The organism is Polyangium sp. y55x31 (genome assembly GCF_029946505.1).
GTDB lineage: Bacteria > Myxococcota_A > Polyangia > Polyangiales > Polyangiaceae > Polyangium.
Window position 1 is genome coordinate 27,226 of record NZ_JARZHG010000045.1, and the last position, 17,051, is coordinate 44,276.

The window sequence follows — 17,051 nt, forward strand, 5'->3', positions numbered from 1 at the left end:
CGAGGCATGTCGGGTCGGGGCCTCGTCTTGCGGACGAAGGGCGGAACGGCTCTCCGGCGCGCTCAGGGTGAGCGCTCCCGAGGGCTTTCACGCACCCCGGAGACGACCATGCAGCCCGAGATCCTGAAGACCTTCGCCCGCCTCGCCCCCTTCGCCGCCCTCCTCGCCGCGCCGGCGCCCGCCGCCGCCGCGCCCTCCTGCAGCGGCCCTGTCTGCCAGGACGCCGCGGGCTGGAGCGACGGCGGCTTCGGCGCCTCGTACACGTTCTGGACCGGCCTGCAGACGAAAAAGAACTTCCCGACGGATGCGAGCTACGGCGCCGATTACCTCAAGATGGGCGCCGACCTCCACGCCACGGCCAAGGCCTTCGGCGTGAGCAAGCCAATCGTCGACGCGTACGCGCTCATGTACAACAACAACGGCGTGAGCTCGGGCGGCGTCCATGTAGCCGCCGTCGGCGTCGTCCTGTATTCGGCCTCGATCACGAACGCCATCCCCTTCGGCGTGAGCCGGACCTTCTTCAAGGCCGACGAGGACATCAGCCTGCTCGGCGTCCACATCGACCTCGACGGCAAGGTGGGCGGCGAGCTCGGCGTCGACGTGACCCCCAGCATCACGAGCTCGTACATGAGCCTGATTGCCGAGCCCTACGCGAGGGCTTATGCGGACGCGGACGCGGACGTGGGCGCGGCCTGCGCCAGCGTCGCCGTGAAAGGCTCGCTCACGGCGCTCGATCTCCACGTGCCGGCCGTCATCACGGCCACGTACCCGCAAGACAATTCGATGTCCGTGCTCATGTCCCTCGATTACAGCCTGCATTCCCTGGACGGCAAGCTCAAGGTCGAGCTCGAATACTGCATGGACTCCGACAGCAAGACGCTCGTGAATTTCGACGGCTTCACCGCCGGAGGCCAGCTCTTCGCGAAATGGGGCAACATTTCCTGGTGATCCTCCCGCCCTGACGAACCCGACACGCACGCTGGAGGAGTCCCATGAAGCGACGCTTTTCCCCACTCGCCGCCCTTCCGCTGCTCGCGACCGCCCTGCTCGGAGGAGGTGCCCTCCTCCAGCGCGCGTGCGCTCCCAGCGCCGTTTCGCCCGCCGCCGCCGCGACGGCCGCCGAGGCGTCGATCGCGCCCTCGGCGCGCGCCGAGGCCTCGGAGCGGCGCGTCTATGCCGTGACGCTCGCCCAGCACGTCACGGTCGGCGGAGAGACGTTCGTCGAGACGCACCTCGAAGGCCGCATTTCGTTCTTGCCGATCCCCGGCACGAACCTCTGCGAGGCGCGCCTCGTCGATCCGTCGCTCGAGGTGTCGGGCGGCGAGGCGCCGAGGGGGGCCGATCTGCGCCGCCCGATCCTGCTCGCCTACGACGCGGAGGGCCGGCTCGAAGGCGTGCGCTTCGATACGCGGACCGACGAGGCGAGCCGCCTGCTCTTGACGAGCCTCGTCTCGGCGACGCAATACACGCGCGACAAAGGCCTGACCTGGTCCGCGGACGAGGTCGACGGCTCGGGCACCTACCGCGCCGATTACGAGCGAAAAGGCGAGCGCACGGTCGAGCGGCACAAGCGAGGCTACGTGCGCATGCACGAGGGCCTGACGCCCCTCGTGGCCGAGGGGGAGCTGCGTATCGTCGTGGATGGAGAGAATGGTATCGAGTCCGCGACGGCCCACGAGGCGACCCGCACGTCTCGGAAGACCGCGCTCGGGGACGTCGCGGGCGAGCTCCGGGTCTCGCTGCGCCTCGTCGATCGCGCAAAGGCTACGCGCGCCGAGCTCTCCGCCGCGCGCGCCCTCGCAGGCGCCTACGAGGAACCGAACATGGTCCCGCCGAAGCGGGATCGCAGCGCGAGCCGGCGTGAAATGGACGAGCGGCGCGCGGCAGGCCACGACCTCGACGAGCTCCGCGCCGCGTTCGCGGAGACGGACGGGCAGCCGAGGGACGAGGTCGGGCAGCGGCGCGCGACGCTCATCCACACGGCCGGCGCCCTGTTCCGCGTGCGGCCCGAGGAGGCGTTCGAAGCGGGCAAACGGCTCGCAGCGAGCGGCGTGACGGACGCCGAGGCGAACTTCCTCGCCGGCGGCCTCGCCGCGGCGGGCACCGAGGAGGCGGCGGACGCACTCGCGGACGCGCTCACGAGCCCGGAGGCGTCGATCGAGGCGCGCCGGCACTCCGCCGTGAGCCTCGCGATGATGCCCGTCGCCGACGAACACACCGTCGCCGCGCTCTCGAAGGGTGCCGCCGGCGACGATGAAACCCTGCGCAACCTGAGCACGATGGCGCTCGGCGCCGCGGGGCGCTCGCTCGCGGCGAGCGGCGACGTCGGCGAAGGGCTCGATCCGGTGGCCGACTTGCTCGCGCGGTATGCGAGCGCGACGGACGACGTCGAGCGCGACATGTTCCTCGCGGCGCTCGGAAACAGCGGCGATCCGCGGACCTTCGAGGTGATCCGCGGGGCGCTCGCGTCTCCCCGGCTCGCGCCGACGGCGGCCTACGCATTGCGGTTCATCGCAATGCCGGCGGTCGACACGCTGCTGCATACCCTCGCGACCACATCGCCGGATCCCGAGGTACGTCAGGCCACGTATCGCGCGGCATTCTTCCGGGACACGACCGTGTGGTTGCCCTGGCTCGAGTCCGCGCTCGCCAAGGAAAAAGACAACCAGGTCCTCGAAGCGATCCGGGCTGTGATCGTGCACATGGCCTCGCCGTGAAGGTTTTCGCGAGGGCGAATGCCGAGGGGCGCGCCACTGCTACGCTCTTTACACTCGCGCGCGAATCCCGTGATGATGGCCCCTTGCCATGCACCACGAGGTCACGCGGATCATTGCCGAGATTGCTGCGGGGCGGGACCAGGCGACCCAGGAGCTCTTGCCCCTCGTCTATCAAGAGCTGCGCCGCATCGCGGCGGCGCAGATGGCGCGCCTCCGGCCGGGCGATACGCTGCAGCCGACGGCGCTCGTGCACGAGGCGTATCTGAAGCTCGTGGGATCGCCGGGGCCCGGCTGGAACGGGCGGGGGCATTTTTTCGCCGCGGCGGCGCAGGCGATGCGCGAGATCATCGTGGATCACGTGCGCAGAAAGGTCGCGGCGAAGCGCGGCGGCGGACAGCGGGCCGAGCCCCTCGACGTGGAAATCGCCGTCGACGCGGAGCTCCTCGGGATCGAGGACGTGCTCTCGATCAATGCAGCGCTCGCGCGCCTGGAGGCCGAGCATCCCCGAAAAGCGCAGGTCGTCGTCATGCGGTTTTTCGGGGGATTGCAGGACCAGGAGATCGCGGAGGCGCTCGGCGTCACGACGCGCACCGTGGAGCGGGAGTGGCGCTTCGCCCGGGCCTATTTGCACGACGTGCTCTCCCGCGGAGCGTATACGTGACGACGGAGAGGCCGGATCCGCGGCGTGTCGAGGCGATCTTCGACGCCGTCGTCGATCTCGGACCCGAGGAGGCGCAGTTCCGGCTCGACGCCGCATGCGAGGGCGATAGGGCCCTGCGCGCGGCCGTGGATCGGCTCCTCGAGCACGATCGAAGGGCCGACCGTGATTTCCTCGCGCCGCGCCCCGCGCTGCTCTCCGCGGCGCTGCGCGAGCTGCCCATGCAGGCCGACGGGGCCGAGCGGCCCTCCGCGGCCTTCCCCGATGCGCCCCCGGTCGCGGCGCGCATCGGTCGGTTCGCCGTGGTGCGAAAGCTCGGCGAGGGGACGATGGGCGTCGTTTACATGGGGTACGACGAAATGCTCGATCGTCGCGTGGCCATCAAGCTCTTGCGCCCGAGCGTGGCCGGCGTGGGGTGGCTCCTCCGTGAAGGCCAGGCCCTCGGCCGCCTCGCGCACCCGAACGTGGTCGCGATTCACGAGGCCGGCGAGCACGAGGGCCGCGTGTACCTGGCCATGGAGTTCGTCGAGGGCCCCACGCTGCGCGCGCACCTCGCCGAGCGCCCTCGCCCCTTTCCCGAGGTGCTGAGCCTCTTCCTCTGCGCCGCGCGGGGCCTCGCCGCCGTGCACGACGCGGGCCTCGTGCACCGCGATTTCAAGCCCGAGAACGTGCTCGTCGGCAAGGACGGGCGTCCGCGGATCGTCGATTTCGGAATGGCGGCGCTCGCCCGACGTGACGCCGGGACGAACGGCGAGGCGGGACGCGACGCCGCGCCCCCCAGCCGTCGGCCCGGGGCGCTCGACGTGTCGATTTTGCCGCGCGGCGCGATTGCCGGGACGCCGGCGTTCATGGCGCCGGAGCAGCTCCGCGGGGAGCGCGCGACGGCGGCGAGTGATCAATGGAGCTTCTGCGCGGCGCTTTATCACGCGGCGTATGGCGTCCCGCCGTACTCCCTCGACGGAGATTTCGTCGCGCTCTCGCGCCGCGTCCTCGCGGCTGCGCCGGAGATCCCGGCGCAGCGCGGGAGAGCGCCGGCATGGCTCGGGCCCATTCTCCTCTCGGGTTTGGCGAAGGATCCCGCGGCGCGATTCCCCTCGATGCACGCCCTGCTCGCGGCGATCGAGGCGCATTTGCCGCGGGATCCGGAGAGCGACCGCCGCGTGATCCGGCGCGAGCTCGTGACCTTGCGCGTGGCGCTCCTCGGCGTCGTGGTCGTGACCTCGGGCCTTGCGTTTCGCCGGCTCTTCCGCGCCGAGGTGACCCTCGAGCTCGTCATTCTGGTCAATTGCGCAGCTCTCCTGCTGGTCCTCACCGTCATCGTGGTGCGGTGGCGAAGGCTCTCCCAGAACCGGATGGGGCGGCGGGCCGCGGGGATCGTCGCCGGGGTGGAGGCCGTGATGCTCGTGCACCGGCTCATCGGGATACGCCTCGGGACGCCGCTCGATCACGTCCTCGTGAACGATCTCGTCCTCCTCGCGACGGTTCTCGGGACGCTCGCATGGACCGACCGGCGGCGGATCGCGCTGCCCGCGGCGATCGCAATGGCAGGGGCGCTCCTCGGGCTCTTCCTCCCGAGCGCCGCGACCTTGATCCATCTCGCAGCAGGCACCCTCGTTCTCCTGCTTTTGATTGCGGACGTGATGCGCGAGCGGTAACCGATGGCGCGCCCCCGCGCACGTTCCCGCGCGGCGGAAGACGAGCCTTCCGGATTGCATCTTCCGGCGGTAACGGTTATGTGGAGCCGTGTTTCAGCGCCGCGCCATCGGCCTTGTCTTTTTCCTCCTCGGCTGCTCCGCATCGCCGCCTCCTCCGCCGCCGAAGACCACCCCTCCGCCCCCGGTCGTCGTCACGCCTGCGCCTACGGAGACGGCGACCCCTGCGGCGGCGAAGACGCCGCGCGCCGACCAGATCGAGCCCTTGCTCGAGGCATTGCGGCGCGCCGAGCATCCCGAGTGGTCTCGCCTGGTCGACGAGATCGGCGAGCGATTCGGCGGACCGGGCCTCGTCCGCGCGCTCGACGCCGTCGCGGCGACGCCGCCGGAGACGACGTATTTCCAGACGAAGTACATCATGGATGTGCTTCGCACGGCCTCCGACCCGCGCGGCGCCGATCCGCTCGTCGCCTGGGTCGAGGCGACGAAACCCTCGATGCACTGGCAAGGCGTGGTCGGCGCGCAGCTCGCGGAGATCGGCGACCTCCGGGCCGCGCGTTTGCTCGGCGAGCGCATGAAGCACAAGCCGACCAATCTTCATGACCAGGAACGCTGGTGGGAGGCGGATCAGAACGGTCACCTCTCCGGCAACGATTTGCAGCGCATCAGTGCGGCGCGCCTCCTGGGTGACCTCGCGGCCATGCACCCGGACAAGGTCGACGAGATCCGCGCGGCCGTCGAGGACGCCGTCATCGCGTGGGTCCGTGAGACGCGGGAGCCGCATTTTTATGGAATGCAGGCCCTCGCGGCGATTCGATCCGTCAGGGGACTCGGCCTCCTTCGCGGCTGGGCATTCCCGAAGACGCCGCTCCCGGCGAGAGGGGCGTTGCCGCCCTTTCCCGAGGGACTTCAGCTCGCGCAATCCGCTCTTCGATACATCGGGATGTTCCACGACGAGCCGTCGTTCCCGAAGCTCGTGGCCCAGCTCGAACGCAAAAAGGATCCCGCGCTCGACATCACCGAGGACGCGCTGAACAGGGACAACATCGTGATGCTCGGCATGGCGCTGCGAGCAATCGGTTACGGCGCGTCCGAGGGGCTCTCCCATTTCGCGGATCCGCGCGCGGTGCCGCCCCTCGTGAAGTTCATCGAGGACACGACCTGGCACGAAGAGGCGCGCCACGTGGCTTGTGAGGCGCTCGCGTGGTGCGCGGACGACGCGACGAGAGCGAGCCTGATTCCGAAGATCAAGGCACAGATCACGAAGGGCGGGCCCAAGGCCGAGTTCATCGCCTCTTGTTATGCGGTCGCCTTCTCCGAGCGCTCCGCGGCGGCGAGCGCCATGGATATGGTCGACTTCTTCGAAAGCACGACGCTCGGCAGCGTGCGTCGCTCCATGGCCTATGGGCTCGGCTCGATCGCGCTCGACCGTGCGGCGCAGACGAAGCTCCAGGCGAAGCTCGACGACAAGGCGCTCCGCGTCGATGCGGCCCTCGCGCTCCTGCGCGGTGGCTCCGGCCCCATGACGGGGCTGCTCTCGACCATCGACGGCTTCGACGCGCAGGAAAAAGAGCGGATCAAGGACGGCCTTGCGTATGGCACGAGCGAGATCGCGGACGACGAGCCGACGTTTGCGAGGCTCGTCCGCTTGGCGATACGCGCCGACGAGGCCGCGGACGTGGTGGTGCGCGGCGAACGGCAGACGTGGGTGCGTGACGCCGTCGCCACGGGGCTCGAAAGCGCCCGGTACGGCAGGAAACCACACGCCGTGACGCGGCCCGTGCTGCGATACCGTCTCTTCCGCGCGGCGCAAACCGACGCGACGAACCGTCGCGGGATCATCGCGCTGCTCGCGCTCCTGAAAGAGCGCGGCGTGCTCCTCGCGCTCGCCGATATGAAAGGTGATGTGGCCGCGCCGGCGGCGAAGGCGCTCGCGGGGCTCGGAAAAACCATACGCTGAAGCGCGGGTTCTTCGGCTCTGGAGAGGGTCGTTGGGGCGTGAGCGCCGGCCTCCTCAGCGGATCATGTATCCGCCGTCGATGGCCAGGTGCGTACCCGTCACGTACGACGACCAATCCGACAGCAGGAACACCACCGGCCTCGCCACCTCCTCCGACCGCGCATACCGCTGCATCGGCACGCCCTGCGTGAAGGCGGCGAAGACCTGGTCGCCCTGATTCACGTGGTTCCAGATCTCCGTCTCCACCGGCCCGGGCAGCACGGCGTTCACGCGGATCCCGGCGGCGGCGTAATCGACCGCCGCGGCTTTCGTCATTCCGACGAGCCCGTGCTTGGCCGTCGAATACGCGCCGAAGGCCGGCGCTCCGACCAGGCCCAGGATGGACGCGCAGTTGACGATCGCCCCGCCGCCGCTCTTTTGCATGGCGCGGATCTCGTGCTGCATGCAGAGCAGCACGGAATCCAGGTTGACATTCATGAGCTTGCGGTATTCCTCCACCGGCACGTCCGCGAGCGCCCCGATCGGCCCGGGGATCCCCGCGTTGTTGAACGCGCCGTCGAGGCGCTCGAACGCCTGCAGCGTGCGCGCCACCAGCGCCTCGATGTCCGCGGGCACCGAGACGTCCGTGCGCACGAAGAGCGCCTTCCCGCCCTCGCCGCGGATGCGCGCCGCGAGCGCTTCGCCCTTCTCCTCGCGCCGGCCCGCGAGGACCACCTTCGCCCCCTGGCGCGCGGCCTCCAGCGCCGTCGCCTCGCCAATGCCCGATGTTGCCCCGGTAATAATGATCACTTTATCTCTGAGAAGCATGCTCATTCCACCTTTTCTTGCCCCCGGGGGGGCCGCATACTCCGCAGGAGGGGCCAGGTCAATGCAATTATTGTCCGAAGCCGGTACGCTGGGGCTTTGCCCCAGGCCCCAGCAGGGGCTATCCGCCCCTGCACCCGGACCAGCGCAAGCGCTGGACCCGGGGTCGATGAACTGCGCGATGCGCAGTTCATCGAACGGTCAGGGCAAGACCAGCGACGACCCTGCCAGGCAAGACCGCTTCGACGGGCAACGCCGTGCCTGGTCTTGCCACCGGCCTGTGGGAAGAACTGCGCATCGCGCAGTTCTTCCCCAAATGGTCCAGCGCTTGCGCTGGTTCGGGTCGAGGGGCGAACAGCCCCCGCGGGGTCCGGGGCGGCGCCCCGGCGCGGCGGCTTCCCTCAAAGACAGGTCAGCCACCCTCGCCATCCGACGCACGCCGCACGCCGCTCCGTCGCGCGAGACGCCTCCGCCGCGAGCGGGTGCATGAAGCGCGCATAACAATCGCGCCGCAGCCCGAGCATTCGCTCGTCCCACGGCGGATGCGGTTCGAGCACCGAGAATGCCGCCACACACGCGTTTTCCTCGGGGAGCACTTCCGCGAGATCGACGCGCACGTTCCGCCGCGTCGATTCGAGTACCAGCACCGAGAAGGGCGTATCGAGCGCGGTGAAGAGGCGCCTCGCGTCGGCGGGCGCGCTCTGGCCGAGCTCGCGCGCGAGATCGAGGGCCCGGCTCATGATCACCGTCGACGGCCAAGGGTCACGCCGGTAAGCGGTGAATGCGTTTTCGAGCAGCTTCACCGCCTCGGCGCGCCGGCCCTTCGCGTATTCGTAGCGGGCGCGGATCACGTCGGCCTCGATCGGGAAATCACGGGCGTGCCGTTCGAGCAGCGGCAGGACCGCGTCGTCGCCCTTCCACGCGAGCCCCTCGGCGACGAGCGTGGTCTCCACCGGGCCGACCGGACCTTGTTCCTGGAATCCCCATTTCGAGAGCGCGCCTTCGAGGTTGCCGGCCGCGTAATTGACGAGCGCTTGCACCCGCACCTCGGCGTCGGGCGTGAGGTGCTCGGGCATGGCCGGGTCCGAGCCGTCGCCCGCGACCTGCGCGGCGCGGTCCTCGGCGACACGCACGAAATCGAGCGTGCCCGATTTCAGCGTCGGGCGGTCCTCCTTGCGCTTCCGGACGGGCTCGAAGAACGTGGACACCGAGCCGAAATTGCCGACGGCCCGCGCGAAGCCGAATTCGACGCGGTTTCTGTCGTCCGTGTTGAAGACGGCGCCGGGCACGTCGGCGAGGGCCCGCGCGAACGGAGGGCCGGCGACGTAATGCGCGAAGAGCCCCTCGATCCCCTCGGTGCGCCAGGCATTCAAGATCGCCCGACGATAAGGCTCGGCGGCGACCTTCGTCCGCAAAAGCTCCGGATCGTGCGCGAGCGGCGCCTCGGAGGCGACGAGGACGAGATCACTCCAGCCGAGATACCACGTCTCGACGGCCGGAAAGACCGAGGCGAGGGTCGCGTAAATCGTGCGCAGCGTATCGACGTCGATCTCGTAGATCTGCACCCATTGCAGGAAGAGCCCGCCCTCCTTCAGCCGGCCGCGCACGGCGCGGTAATACTCCTGCGTGAAGAGGCTCGCGACGCCCGCGCGATATGGGTTCGAGGGCTCGGAGAAGACGACGTCGTACTGGGCCGGCACGGTCGGGAGGATCTCGCGCGCGTCGCCGAGGAGCATACGAACCTTGGGGTTCGAAAGAACGTCCTCGTTCACCGGCGCGCAGCGGCGGCCGATTTCCAGCATGGAGGGCTCGAGCTCGGCGACGTCCACGCGCTCGATCGCGGGCACCTTGCCGAGCCATCCGGCGGAGCTGCCGGTGCCGAAGCCGATCACCATCGCGTGTTTCGGATCGGGGTGCAGCAAGGCGCCGAGCAGGCCGCCCATCACCTGCGTGGAGGCGTCGCCGCGGGCATTGCCGTCGATCTTGCCATTGACGACCATCGCGATGCCGTCGGTGCCGTCGATGGCGACGCTGCTCTCGCGCCCCTCGGCTTGCCAGAGGATCGCGCGCTTGACGTCCTCGATCCAGGAGCGCGTGAAGGCGGGTGTGTCGAGCAAGACCCGATCGACGCGGCCCGCGCCGATGGGCGTGTGCCGGAGGACGGCCGAGGGGCCCGGCGAGAGAATGGCGGCGAAGGCGAGGACGGCCGAGACCGGCGCCGCGATCATGCGCCGCAAGGCAGGGACACGAATCGCGAAAAACGCCGCGCCCGCGGCCATGGCGAGCAGCCCGAAGACGACGGCGCGCATCGAGCCGAGGGCGCCGAGCGAGGGGACGAGGAAAAAACCGCCGGCGAGCGAGCCGACCATGGCGCCGAGGGTATTGTGCGCGCCCACGGTGCCGAGGTGCGAGCCCACGCGCGCGCGGCCCTGGCCGAGCAGCGCGACGAGCAGCGGGTATTGCACGCCGGCGACGAGAGCCGCCGGAAACGCCATGATGGCCGTCAGCGCGATCCAGCCCGGCACGTAATGAAAGAGCCCCGCGCCGGCCTCGGGCCGGACCGCGAGCGCGAGCACCGCGAGCCGGTCGCCGAGCGCGAAAGGAACGGCCACGAAGAGCGCTTCGAGCGCCGCCGTGAGCGCGAGCCCCCGCGCCGACGGGGCGCGACGGCGAAACAGGAGCGGATACAAGAGGCCCCCGAGCCCGATCCCGAGGAGCACGACGGCGAGGATGACGCCGAACGTATACACCGTGCCGCCGAGCAGCGGGCCGAGGAGGCGATACCAGACGAGCTCCAGCCAAAAGAAGAGAAACCCCGAGAGCGCGGCGAATGCGAGCACGAACCGCGGCGGCAAGTTTGCGGGCGTGGCCGCGGCGCTCTCTTTTTCGTTCGTCGTGACGGCCGGCTCCTCGGTCATGGGGGCGAGCCGTTTGTCCACGAGGAGCGCGAGGCCCGCGACGATCGCATTGAGCAGCGCGGCGACCCAGAGCGCGCCGCGCGTGCCGAGCGTCTCCAGCAGGAGCAACGTGCAAAGCGTGGCGCCCGCGACCGCGCCGAGCGTGTTCGCCGCATAAAGCCAGCCGACGGCGCGCCTCTGTGTATCGGTCTGGCTCTCGGCCGATCGCGCGGCGGAGGGCAACGTGCCGCCCATGAGCACCGTGGGCGCGCCGATCACGAGGGCGGCGAGCGCGAGGCGCAGCGCCGTGCCGAGCGTCATTCCGAGCAAAAAGGTGCCGCCCGCGGCGCGATACACGATCCGCGCGAGGTCGATCGCGAAGGGGCTCGCGGCCGCGAGCGCCGCAATGGCGAGCTCGAGCCGCCCATAAAGGCGGAGCGGCCGCGGCGAGGCGTCGCTGCGCTCGCCGAAGAGCAAGCTGCCCGCGCCCGCGCCGCCGATGAAAATCGCGAGCACGGCCGCGCTCGCCGCCGTCGAGGACCCGAACACGAGGCGAAGCTCGCGTTGCCACGCGGTCTGGTACACCAGCGCCGAGAGGCCCGAGCCGAAGAGCAAGAGCGCGACCTTGAGCGGATGGGCCGAGGAGCTCGGCGTGGAGGGGCGTGGCTGGGTCATCGGGGGGCGCGCATCCTAGATCGGGATCACGAGGGGGTGGAAGCGGACCGGCGGCGCCAAACGCCATTTCTATTGCCAGGGCGGGAACGTCAGCTCCCAGAGGCGCCGGATTTTCCCGCCGGAGATCTGCGCGATCAGCATCACCTGGACCGTGGTCTCGGTGTCGTCGAGGTCGACGAGCGTGATGTCGACACGCGCGGCGACGCGATCGCCCTGGCCGAAGATGTCGTGGTAGCGGACCCGCAGCGCCTTGCGCTCCCGGAAGGCCTTTTGGTGGAACTCGTCGTAGGTCCGACGATCCCAGTGCACGTCGTTGCTGAACATCTCGAAGTCGGGCGTGTGGTAGACGTCGAGCTTCGAGGCGTCGAGCTTCGAGGCGAACTCGGAGAACATCTCGCGCACCAGGGCTACATTGCGCTCTTCGGGGGAGGCGTCGCGGGGCATTGTCCCCTTCGGGTACCACCGAGAGATCTGCACGTCGAAGCCCCTCCTTTCACCAGGTCGTCCGTCGTCCGGGTGGCTCGGATCGGTCGGCGCTGCGTCGGGGGCGCCGCGCGAGGATTTTTGCCTTGACAACGCCGCCGACCGTCCCCGAACCCTCCCGCCCCTCCATATTCCTCCTTCCTTCCATACATTTACACCACACCCTTGCCCGTCGAGCCCATCCCGCCCGATGCTCCCTGCGTGGCAGATTCCTATATCGATCAATATGAAACCCTCGCCTACGGCCGATTTGCCGTGGTGCAGATCCTCGCGCTCGTCGTCGGCCTCGACGTCGAGGCGGACGGCTTCGTCAAGCTCACCGCGGACCGGCTCGCGGCGGAAACGGACGCAATGGAGGTCGCGCTGAAGAAGGCCGGCGCGCTCGATGTGGTGACGTACAAGCCGGCCGAGGGGAAGCCGGACGTGGTGGGAAACGCCAAGAGCGTGCTGCGACGGCTCGTGGCATATGCCGAGTCGAGAGAGAATGGCGAGGCCATTGTGGCGGACATCCTCCGGCACGAGAACATGAGCACCGTGCTCCGGCGCAGGCCCGTCAAGCTCGCCGCGGCGCTCGATCAGGCGTTCAAGGCGATCGAGAAACACGAGGCGAGCCTGCCGGAATTCGCGAAATGGGCGCACGCCGTCGCGGCCGCGAGGGACGCGCTCGGCGCGCTCAATGAAGGCGTGCGCAAGGCGCGTGTGGATCGCAGGGAGGCGACGCCGGAGACCGAGGCGGCCCGCGTCAAATGGCTGCGGCGTTATGCGGCGACGAAATCGATCGTCGAGGGCATCCTGAAGCCGCTCGGAAAGGTCGCGATGATGCCTCAGATCTTCGACGATCTCGCGGAAGTGCATCGCGCCGAGGGCGTATCGGACGAGCCCGCGAAGGCCGACGCTCCGCCCGGCTCGCCGGGATAGCGGCCGTTCCGTGGCCATCCCGAGCCTCGGGGGCCGCGTCCGGGCCCGCAGAAGCGAGGGCGCTCCCCTCGGCGCCGAGGGAGCGCCGTGCAACTTGGATCAGCGGCGCCACGGCCGGCGAGGGCGACCTCGGCAACCATGAACATGTGAGCTCGCCCCCGGAGGAAGGAACGGGCGCCGCGGCGAGGCCGCGCTCGACGGGTGCGGGGAGCGCGCGCGGGAGAGCGGGGCGCGCCTCGCGGGCGAGGCGGCGTCGGGCAGGTCGGAGGACGGTGCCTGGTGGATCGAGGGGGCCGGAGGCGGGGTGCAGCGTCCTGCTTGCCTGATCCGCGAAGGCCGTCCACCTTCGTCTCCGCAGGAGAGACGCCTCCATGAACCGTGAAGACTCGCCCTTCGATCTCGTTCGTTACCCCCTGAAGGTTCGCCGTTTGGTCGTCGCCGGCGTCCGCGATCTCTCGCCGCGTATGCGTCGGATCACGCTCGGCGGCCCCGAGCTCGAGGGCTTCGTATCCCTGGCACCCGAGGACCACGTGAAGCTCTTGTTTCCCGCCGAGGGGGAGGCCGAGCCTGCGCTGCCCGTCGTCGACGAGCGCGGCGAAATTCGGCCGCCGCCGGGCGCGCGTCCCATCGCGCGCGATTACACCATCCGGGCGCGGCACGCGGATACCATCGACATCGACTTCTTGTTGCACGGGCATGGCGTCGCCTCCTCCTGGGCGGCGCGCGCGGCGCCGGGCCACGTGCTGGGCCTCGCCGGGCCGCGCGGCTCGCGCCTGCTCCGGATGCTCCCGACGTGGCAGCTCTTCGTCGGCGACGAGACGGCGCTGCCGGAGATGACACGTCGTATCGAGGAGACGCCGTCGGCCGTGCGCAATTTCGTGGTGGCGCTGGTGGAGGACGCGAAAGACCAGGTCGCGTGGCCCGAGCTCGCCCCGCCCCGCGTGGAGATCCGCTGGGTGCACCGTGCGGATGCAAGCGGAGCGGGAGACGTGGCAAAGCGGCTCGTGGACCTCGTGCGCGCGGCCAAGCTTCCCGATCCGCGTGATGGATTCGCCTGGCTCGCCGGGGAGGCCTCCGAGACCGCCGCGGTGATGCGCCTGCTCGTGCGCGAGCAAGGCTGGGAGCGCATACGCGTGCACGCCTCGGGGCACTGGAAGCGCGGCGTGGTCGCGCACGATCACCACGAGCCGCTGAGCTGACGCCCGTCCCGAGAGGAGGCGACGGGGCGAGCGGAGGCGGCGTTCAGGACTTCTTCTTCACGACACAGCTATAAAGCGTCACGAAGCCGGCCCCGTCCACCTTGCCCTCGATATCCGCGAGGTCGCCGATCTCCATCCCCTCGGGCTTGGGGATGTTCACGCATTGCAGCTTCATCTTCCCGTTGCCCGAGAAGGAGGCCGTCTTGCTGCTCGGGCTGTAGGACTCGAGCTTGCAACCGGTGAACTTCTTCGGGGTGTGGGTCAGGCGGCCCTGCTCGTCCTGCTCCTTCTCGAAGGCAGCGATGTCGCAGACGCTGCCCGAAGGGGCCGAAGCCGACGCGCCGGTCGCGGAGCCCGCGGGCGCAGCCGAATCCGACGACGATTTGCTACAGCCACCCAGGAAACCAGTCAATGCGAGCGCCAGGGCTGCGGGGAAAAAAGCCATCATCCGGCGGTTCGATTTCATGCTCGTCCCATCTCCTTACGGTTTGGCGCGCAAAGGATGAGCGGAACCCCTTCGGTCGGTCAACCGAGACGTCAGAATGCGAACAGGGGCCCCCAGCGCCGCCGCGAGGAGGCCGTCTTCGGCCCGTCGAAACCGAGAGAGCAGAACGCGAACAGGCGCGCCATCGAAGCAGGCAGGATCGGCCCGGGCGAGTGTGCTCGGCGAAACGCCGTCACTCCACTGTGGCCGGCGCCTCGCACGCTCGCAGGACGCGCCGCGACCTTTCCGTCTTTTCACGGGCCGCCGGGCGGCTGCGCTCTTGCCAGATCGACGCCGCCACGAGCACCGCAATCGACGACCACGCGAGGACCTGAATCTCGCCGAGGGCGTGGCTCGCGACGAGCCCGACGCAGCCGACGAGCGAGAGCAAGAGCGGGCCCAGGCGGCGTGAGCGGGCATAACGACGGCCGCTCACGACCAGCGTGATCACGACCGCGGCGACGAGCAAAAGGAGGTGCTGCGTCTCGGTGACCACGAATCCGACGCCGACCGCCGAGAGCGCCTGCGCCCACGCGCCGAGGCAGGTCGGGCACACGGCGCAGGCGAGCACCGGGAGCACCGCGCCGAAGAGCGACGAGCGGCCAGGCTTTTTCCCCCGCGGTTTTCGGCGGTGGCCTCCGCAGCAACCCTCGTGATGTTCCTCGGCGTGCCCGGAGAGGCTCGTTCGTGCGTCCACGATCCAAACATGACCGCGGGACCTCTCGGCGCAATGGCGCCCGTCACCCGAGATCAAACACGGGAGACGGAAAATCGAGGGGAAAGCGGAGCTCACGACGATTGCGGTTGCTTTTCCGTCGCCGCCGCGGAACGTTCGGTCCTGCCATGACCGCCGCCTCCTCCGAAGAATACGTGTTCCCCGTCGTCGCCTCGCCGGGCGACATCGACGAGCTCGGGCACGTCTCCAACGTGGTCTACGTGCGCTGGGTGCAGGACGCGGCGAAGGCTCACTCCGAGGCCGTCGGCTGGGACAGGGCGGCGTACCAGCGCGCCGGCGCGGTCTTCGTCGTCCGGCGTCACGAGATCGATTACCTCGCGCCCGTGTTCCTGGACGATCGAATCGAGGTCCGGACGCACGTCGCGAAATTCGGCGCCGCCACCTGCGAGCGCAAGACGCGCCTCGTGCGTGTATCCGACGGCGTCGAGGTCGCCCGCGCCGTCACCTCATGGGCGTTCGTCGCGATCACCACCCAGAGGCCCACCCGGATTCCCCAGGAGATCCGCGACGCCTTCCCCGCCGCCGTCGTGCGCGCCGGCGTCTGAGCCATTCTTTTTGCCGTCGCCCACGTCGAGCAGCACGGCGACCAGCATGTCGCTCATCACGTTCACGCCCGAACGAACGCGGGCAATGAGCCAGTCGACCGTCATCACGAGCGGAATGGCCGTGGCGATCAAGGCGTCCGGCAGCCCCGCGGCGCCGAGCACGAGCGGCAGCACGACGAGCCCCGCCTCCGGGATCCCCGCGATCCCCGCCGCCGCCATCACCGACGCGAGCCCGATCGTGATCTCGCCGCTAAGCCCGAGCGGCGCCCCCACCGCCTGCGTCAAAAAGACGGCCGTCATGGCCTCGTAGAGGAGAATGCCGTCGTTGTTGAGGTTCGTCCCGATACACGCCGCGAGGCGCGCCGACGCGGGCGAGACGCCCATGCGATCGAGCGCCTTCAGCGTGACGGGCACGGTGGCGAGGCTCGAGTTCGTCGAGAGGCCCGTCAAAATGGCGTCCGCGCCGATCCCGAGGTACACGCGCGGCGGCTTCTTCCCGATAAACCAGGCGACGAGCGGGTAATACACGAGCGAATGCAGCGCCATCGCCGCGAGCACCGTGACCAGGAAGATCCAGATCGATCGAAAGACCTCGAGCCCGGCCTTGCCCACGACGTCCGCGACGACCCCGAGCACCGCGATCGGCACGACGCCGACGACGATGTCGAGCGCCTCGACGAGGATCGCATACACGCCGCCGATCCCCCGCTCGACCACCGAAATGCCTCGCGCTGTCTCCTCGTCCCCCCGCGCCCGCGCGCGCCGCAGCGCGACGCCCGCGAGCAGGCCGAGCAGGACGACCGTGATCACGCTGTTCTCGGAGAATGGGTCGACGAGGCTCCGCGGGACGTACCCCGAGACATTGTCGAGGAGGCCGAGGCTGCCCTTCTTCGCCGTCGCAATGAGCTCCTGCGCCGCCGCGTCCGAGGCCACGGCGCCCGGCCGGTGGAGCGCCGCGAGCGCGCCCGAGAGGTGCCGGCCCGGCGAAAAGCCATTCATGATCGAGAGGCCAATGCAGAGCGCCACCGTCGCATTGATCGCGCATATGACGACGAGCCGCGCCCCCTTGCGGAGAGTGATGTTCGTTTTGACGAACGCGTCGAGGATCGCGAAAAACACGAGCGGGACGGCGAGCGCTTTGAGGAGCTTGACCACGAGCATCCCCAGCCGGCCGAGCTCGGCGTTGCCGACGGTGCCGAAGAGGTACTTTCGCTCCCGGAAGACGAGCCCGAGCACGATGCCGAGGACGACACCGGAGAGCACGCGCACGTAGAGTGGGATTCGTCGGTTGGGTTGCTCTCCTGCGCGGCTTTTTTGCTCCCC

General features: G+C 69.5%; 14 protein-coding genes. 8 read left to right on the forward strand and 6 right to left on the reverse strand.

Annotated features, from left to right (window positions below; genetic code table 11):
- The first annotated feature begins 108 nt into the window (after window positions 1-108).
- The 5 genes from QHF84_RS43385 (at window position 109) to QHF84_RS43405 (ending at window position 6,987) form a co-directional block, all read left to right on the forward strand.
- Window positions 109-948, forward strand: coding sequence for a hypothetical protein (locus QHF84_RS43385; RefSeq protein ID WP_281319472.1), 840 nt, complete (start codon window positions 109-111; stop codon window positions 946-948).
- A 44-nt stretch (window positions 949-992) separates the two neighbouring features.
- Window positions 993-2,717 (forward strand): hypothetical protein, encoded by a 1,725-nt coding sequence (locus QHF84_RS43390; protein WP_281319473.1) that lies wholly within the window; start codon window positions 993-995, stop codon window positions 2,715-2,717.
- Window positions 2,718-2,805: 88 nt separating this feature from the next.
- Complete coding sequence (locus tag QHF84_RS43395; RefSeq protein WP_281319474.1) at window positions 2,806-3,378, forward strand: sigma-70 family RNA polymerase sigma factor; 573 nt, start codon at window positions 2,806-2,808, stop codon at window positions 3,376-3,378.
- Window positions 3,375-5,030, forward strand: a complete 1,656-nt coding sequence (locus QHF84_RS43400) for a serine/threonine-protein kinase (protein ID WP_281319475.1) — start codon at window positions 3,375-3,377, stop codon at window positions 5,028-5,030. Before QHF84_RS43395 ends, QHF84_RS43400 begins: the two co-directional genes overlap by 4 nt.
- An 88-nt stretch (window positions 5,031-5,118) precedes the next feature.
- Window positions 5,119-6,987: a hypothetical protein gene (locus QHF84_RS43405; protein WP_281319476.1), complete on the forward strand. Its 1,869-nt coding sequence runs from the start codon at window positions 5,119-5,121 to the stop codon at window positions 6,985-6,987.
- A gap of 54 nt (window positions 6,988-7,041) precedes the next feature.
- Here the strand turns inward: QHF84_RS43405 and QHF84_RS43410 are convergent, their stop codons facing one another.
- The 3 genes from QHF84_RS43410 to QHF84_RS43420 form a co-directional block, all read right to left on the reverse strand.
- Window positions 7,042-7,794, reverse strand: coding sequence for a glucose 1-dehydrogenase (locus tag QHF84_RS43410; RefSeq protein WP_281319477.1), 753 nt, complete (start codon window positions 7,792-7,794; stop codon window positions 7,042-7,044).
- A 398-nt stretch (window positions 7,795-8,192) separates the two neighbouring features.
- Entirely contained in the window at window positions 8,193-11,363 is a 3,171-nt protein-coding gene (locus tag QHF84_RS43415; RefSeq protein ID WP_281319478.1) for a fused MFS/spermidine synthase, read from the reverse strand.
- A gap of 69 nt (window positions 11,364-11,432) precedes the next feature.
- On the reverse strand, window positions 11,433-11,807 hold the full coding sequence (locus tag QHF84_RS43420) for a nuclear transport factor 2 family protein (protein WP_281319479.1): 375 nt from the start codon (window positions 11,805-11,807) through the stop codon (window positions 11,433-11,435).
- 240 nt (window positions 11,808-12,047) lie between these two features.
- Here QHF84_RS43420 and QHF84_RS43425 point away from each other — a divergent pair, with 240 nt between their 5' ends.
- Together QHF84_RS43425 and QHF84_RS43430 are read left to right on the forward strand one after the other, a co-directional pair.
- A complete protein-coding gene (locus QHF84_RS43425; protein ID WP_281319480.1) occupies window positions 12,048-12,764 on the forward strand; it encodes a hypothetical protein in 717 nt (238 codons plus the stop codon).
- A 371-nt stretch (window positions 12,765-13,135) separates the two neighbouring features.
- Window positions 13,136-13,963, forward strand: a complete 828-nt coding sequence (locus QHF84_RS43430; protein ID WP_281319481.1) for a siderophore-interacting protein — start codon at window positions 13,136-13,138, stop codon at window positions 13,961-13,963.
- Window positions 13,964-14,006: 43 nt separating this feature from the next.
- On the opposite strand, the gene QHF84_RS43435 is transcribed toward QHF84_RS43430, so the two are convergent.
- Both QHF84_RS43435 and QHF84_RS43440 read right to left on the reverse strand, forming a co-directional pair.
- Window positions 14,007-14,429 carry a hypothetical protein gene (locus tag QHF84_RS43435; RefSeq protein WP_281319482.1) on the reverse strand — a complete coding sequence of 141 codons (423 nt, stop codon included), beginning with the start codon at window positions 14,427-14,429 and terminating at the stop codon, window positions 14,007-14,009.
- A 211-nt stretch (window positions 14,430-14,640) separates the two neighbouring features.
- The gene (locus QHF84_RS43440; RefSeq protein ID WP_281319483.1) at window positions 14,641-15,144 is read right to left on the reverse strand and encodes a hypothetical protein; all 504 of its coding nucleotides are present in this window, start codon (window positions 15,142-15,144) and stop codon (window positions 14,641-14,643) included.
- 146 nt (window positions 15,145-15,290) lie between these two features.
- Here QHF84_RS43440 and QHF84_RS43445 point away from each other — a divergent pair, with 146 nt between their 5' ends.
- Entirely contained in the window at window positions 15,291-15,728 is a 438-nt protein-coding gene (locus QHF84_RS43445) for an acyl-CoA thioesterase (protein WP_281319484.1), read from the forward strand.
- On the opposite strand, the gene QHF84_RS43450 is transcribed toward QHF84_RS43445, so the two are convergent.
- Window positions 15,630-16,997, reverse strand: coding sequence for a dicarboxylate/amino acid:cation symporter (locus QHF84_RS43450; RefSeq protein WP_281319485.1), 1,368 nt, complete (start codon window positions 16,995-16,997; stop codon window positions 15,630-15,632). The two genes, QHF84_RS43445 and QHF84_RS43450, sit on opposite strands and share 99 nt — an antisense overlap.
- Window positions 16,998-17,051 lie beyond the last annotated feature (54 nt).

What these genes read in the sequence shown, in the direction of transcription:
- QHF84_RS43445 (WP_281319484.1), top strand. Translation starts at nt 15,291, where the DNA reads ATGACCGCCGCCTCCTCCGAAGAATACGTGTTCCCCGTCGTCGCCTCG.
- QHF84_RS43390 (WP_281319473.1), top strand. Translation starts at nt 993, where the DNA reads ATGAAGCGACGCTTTTCCCCACTCGCCGCCCTTCCGCTGCTCGCGACC.
- QHF84_RS43395 (WP_281319474.1), top strand. Translation starts at nt 2,806, where the DNA reads ATGCACCACGAGGTCACGCGGATCATTGCCGAGATTGCTGCGGGGCGG.
- QHF84_RS43420 (WP_281319479.1), bottom strand. Translation starts at nt 11,807, where the DNA reads ATGCCCCGCGACGCCTCCCCCGAAGAGCGCAATGTAGCCCTGGTGCGC.
- QHF84_RS43435 (WP_281319482.1), bottom strand. Translation starts at nt 14,429, where the DNA reads ATGAAATCGAACCGCCGGATGATGGCTTTTTTCCCCGCAGCCCTGGCG.
- QHF84_RS43410 (WP_281319477.1), bottom strand. Translation starts at nt 7,794, where the DNA reads ATGCTTCTCAGAGATAAAGTGATCATTATTACCGGGGCAACATCGGGC.
- QHF84_RS43430 (WP_281319481.1), top strand. Translation starts at nt 13,136, where the DNA reads ATGAACCGTGAAGACTCGCCCTTCGATCTCGTTCGTTACCCCCTGAAG.
- QHF84_RS43385 (WP_281319472.1), top strand. Translation starts at nt 109, where the DNA reads ATGCAGCCCGAGATCCTGAAGACCTTCGCCCGCCTCGCCCCCTTCGCC.
- QHF84_RS43415 (WP_281319478.1), bottom strand. Translation starts at nt 11,363, where the DNA reads ATGACCCAGCCACGCCCCTCCACGCCGAGCTCCTCGGCCCATCCGCTC.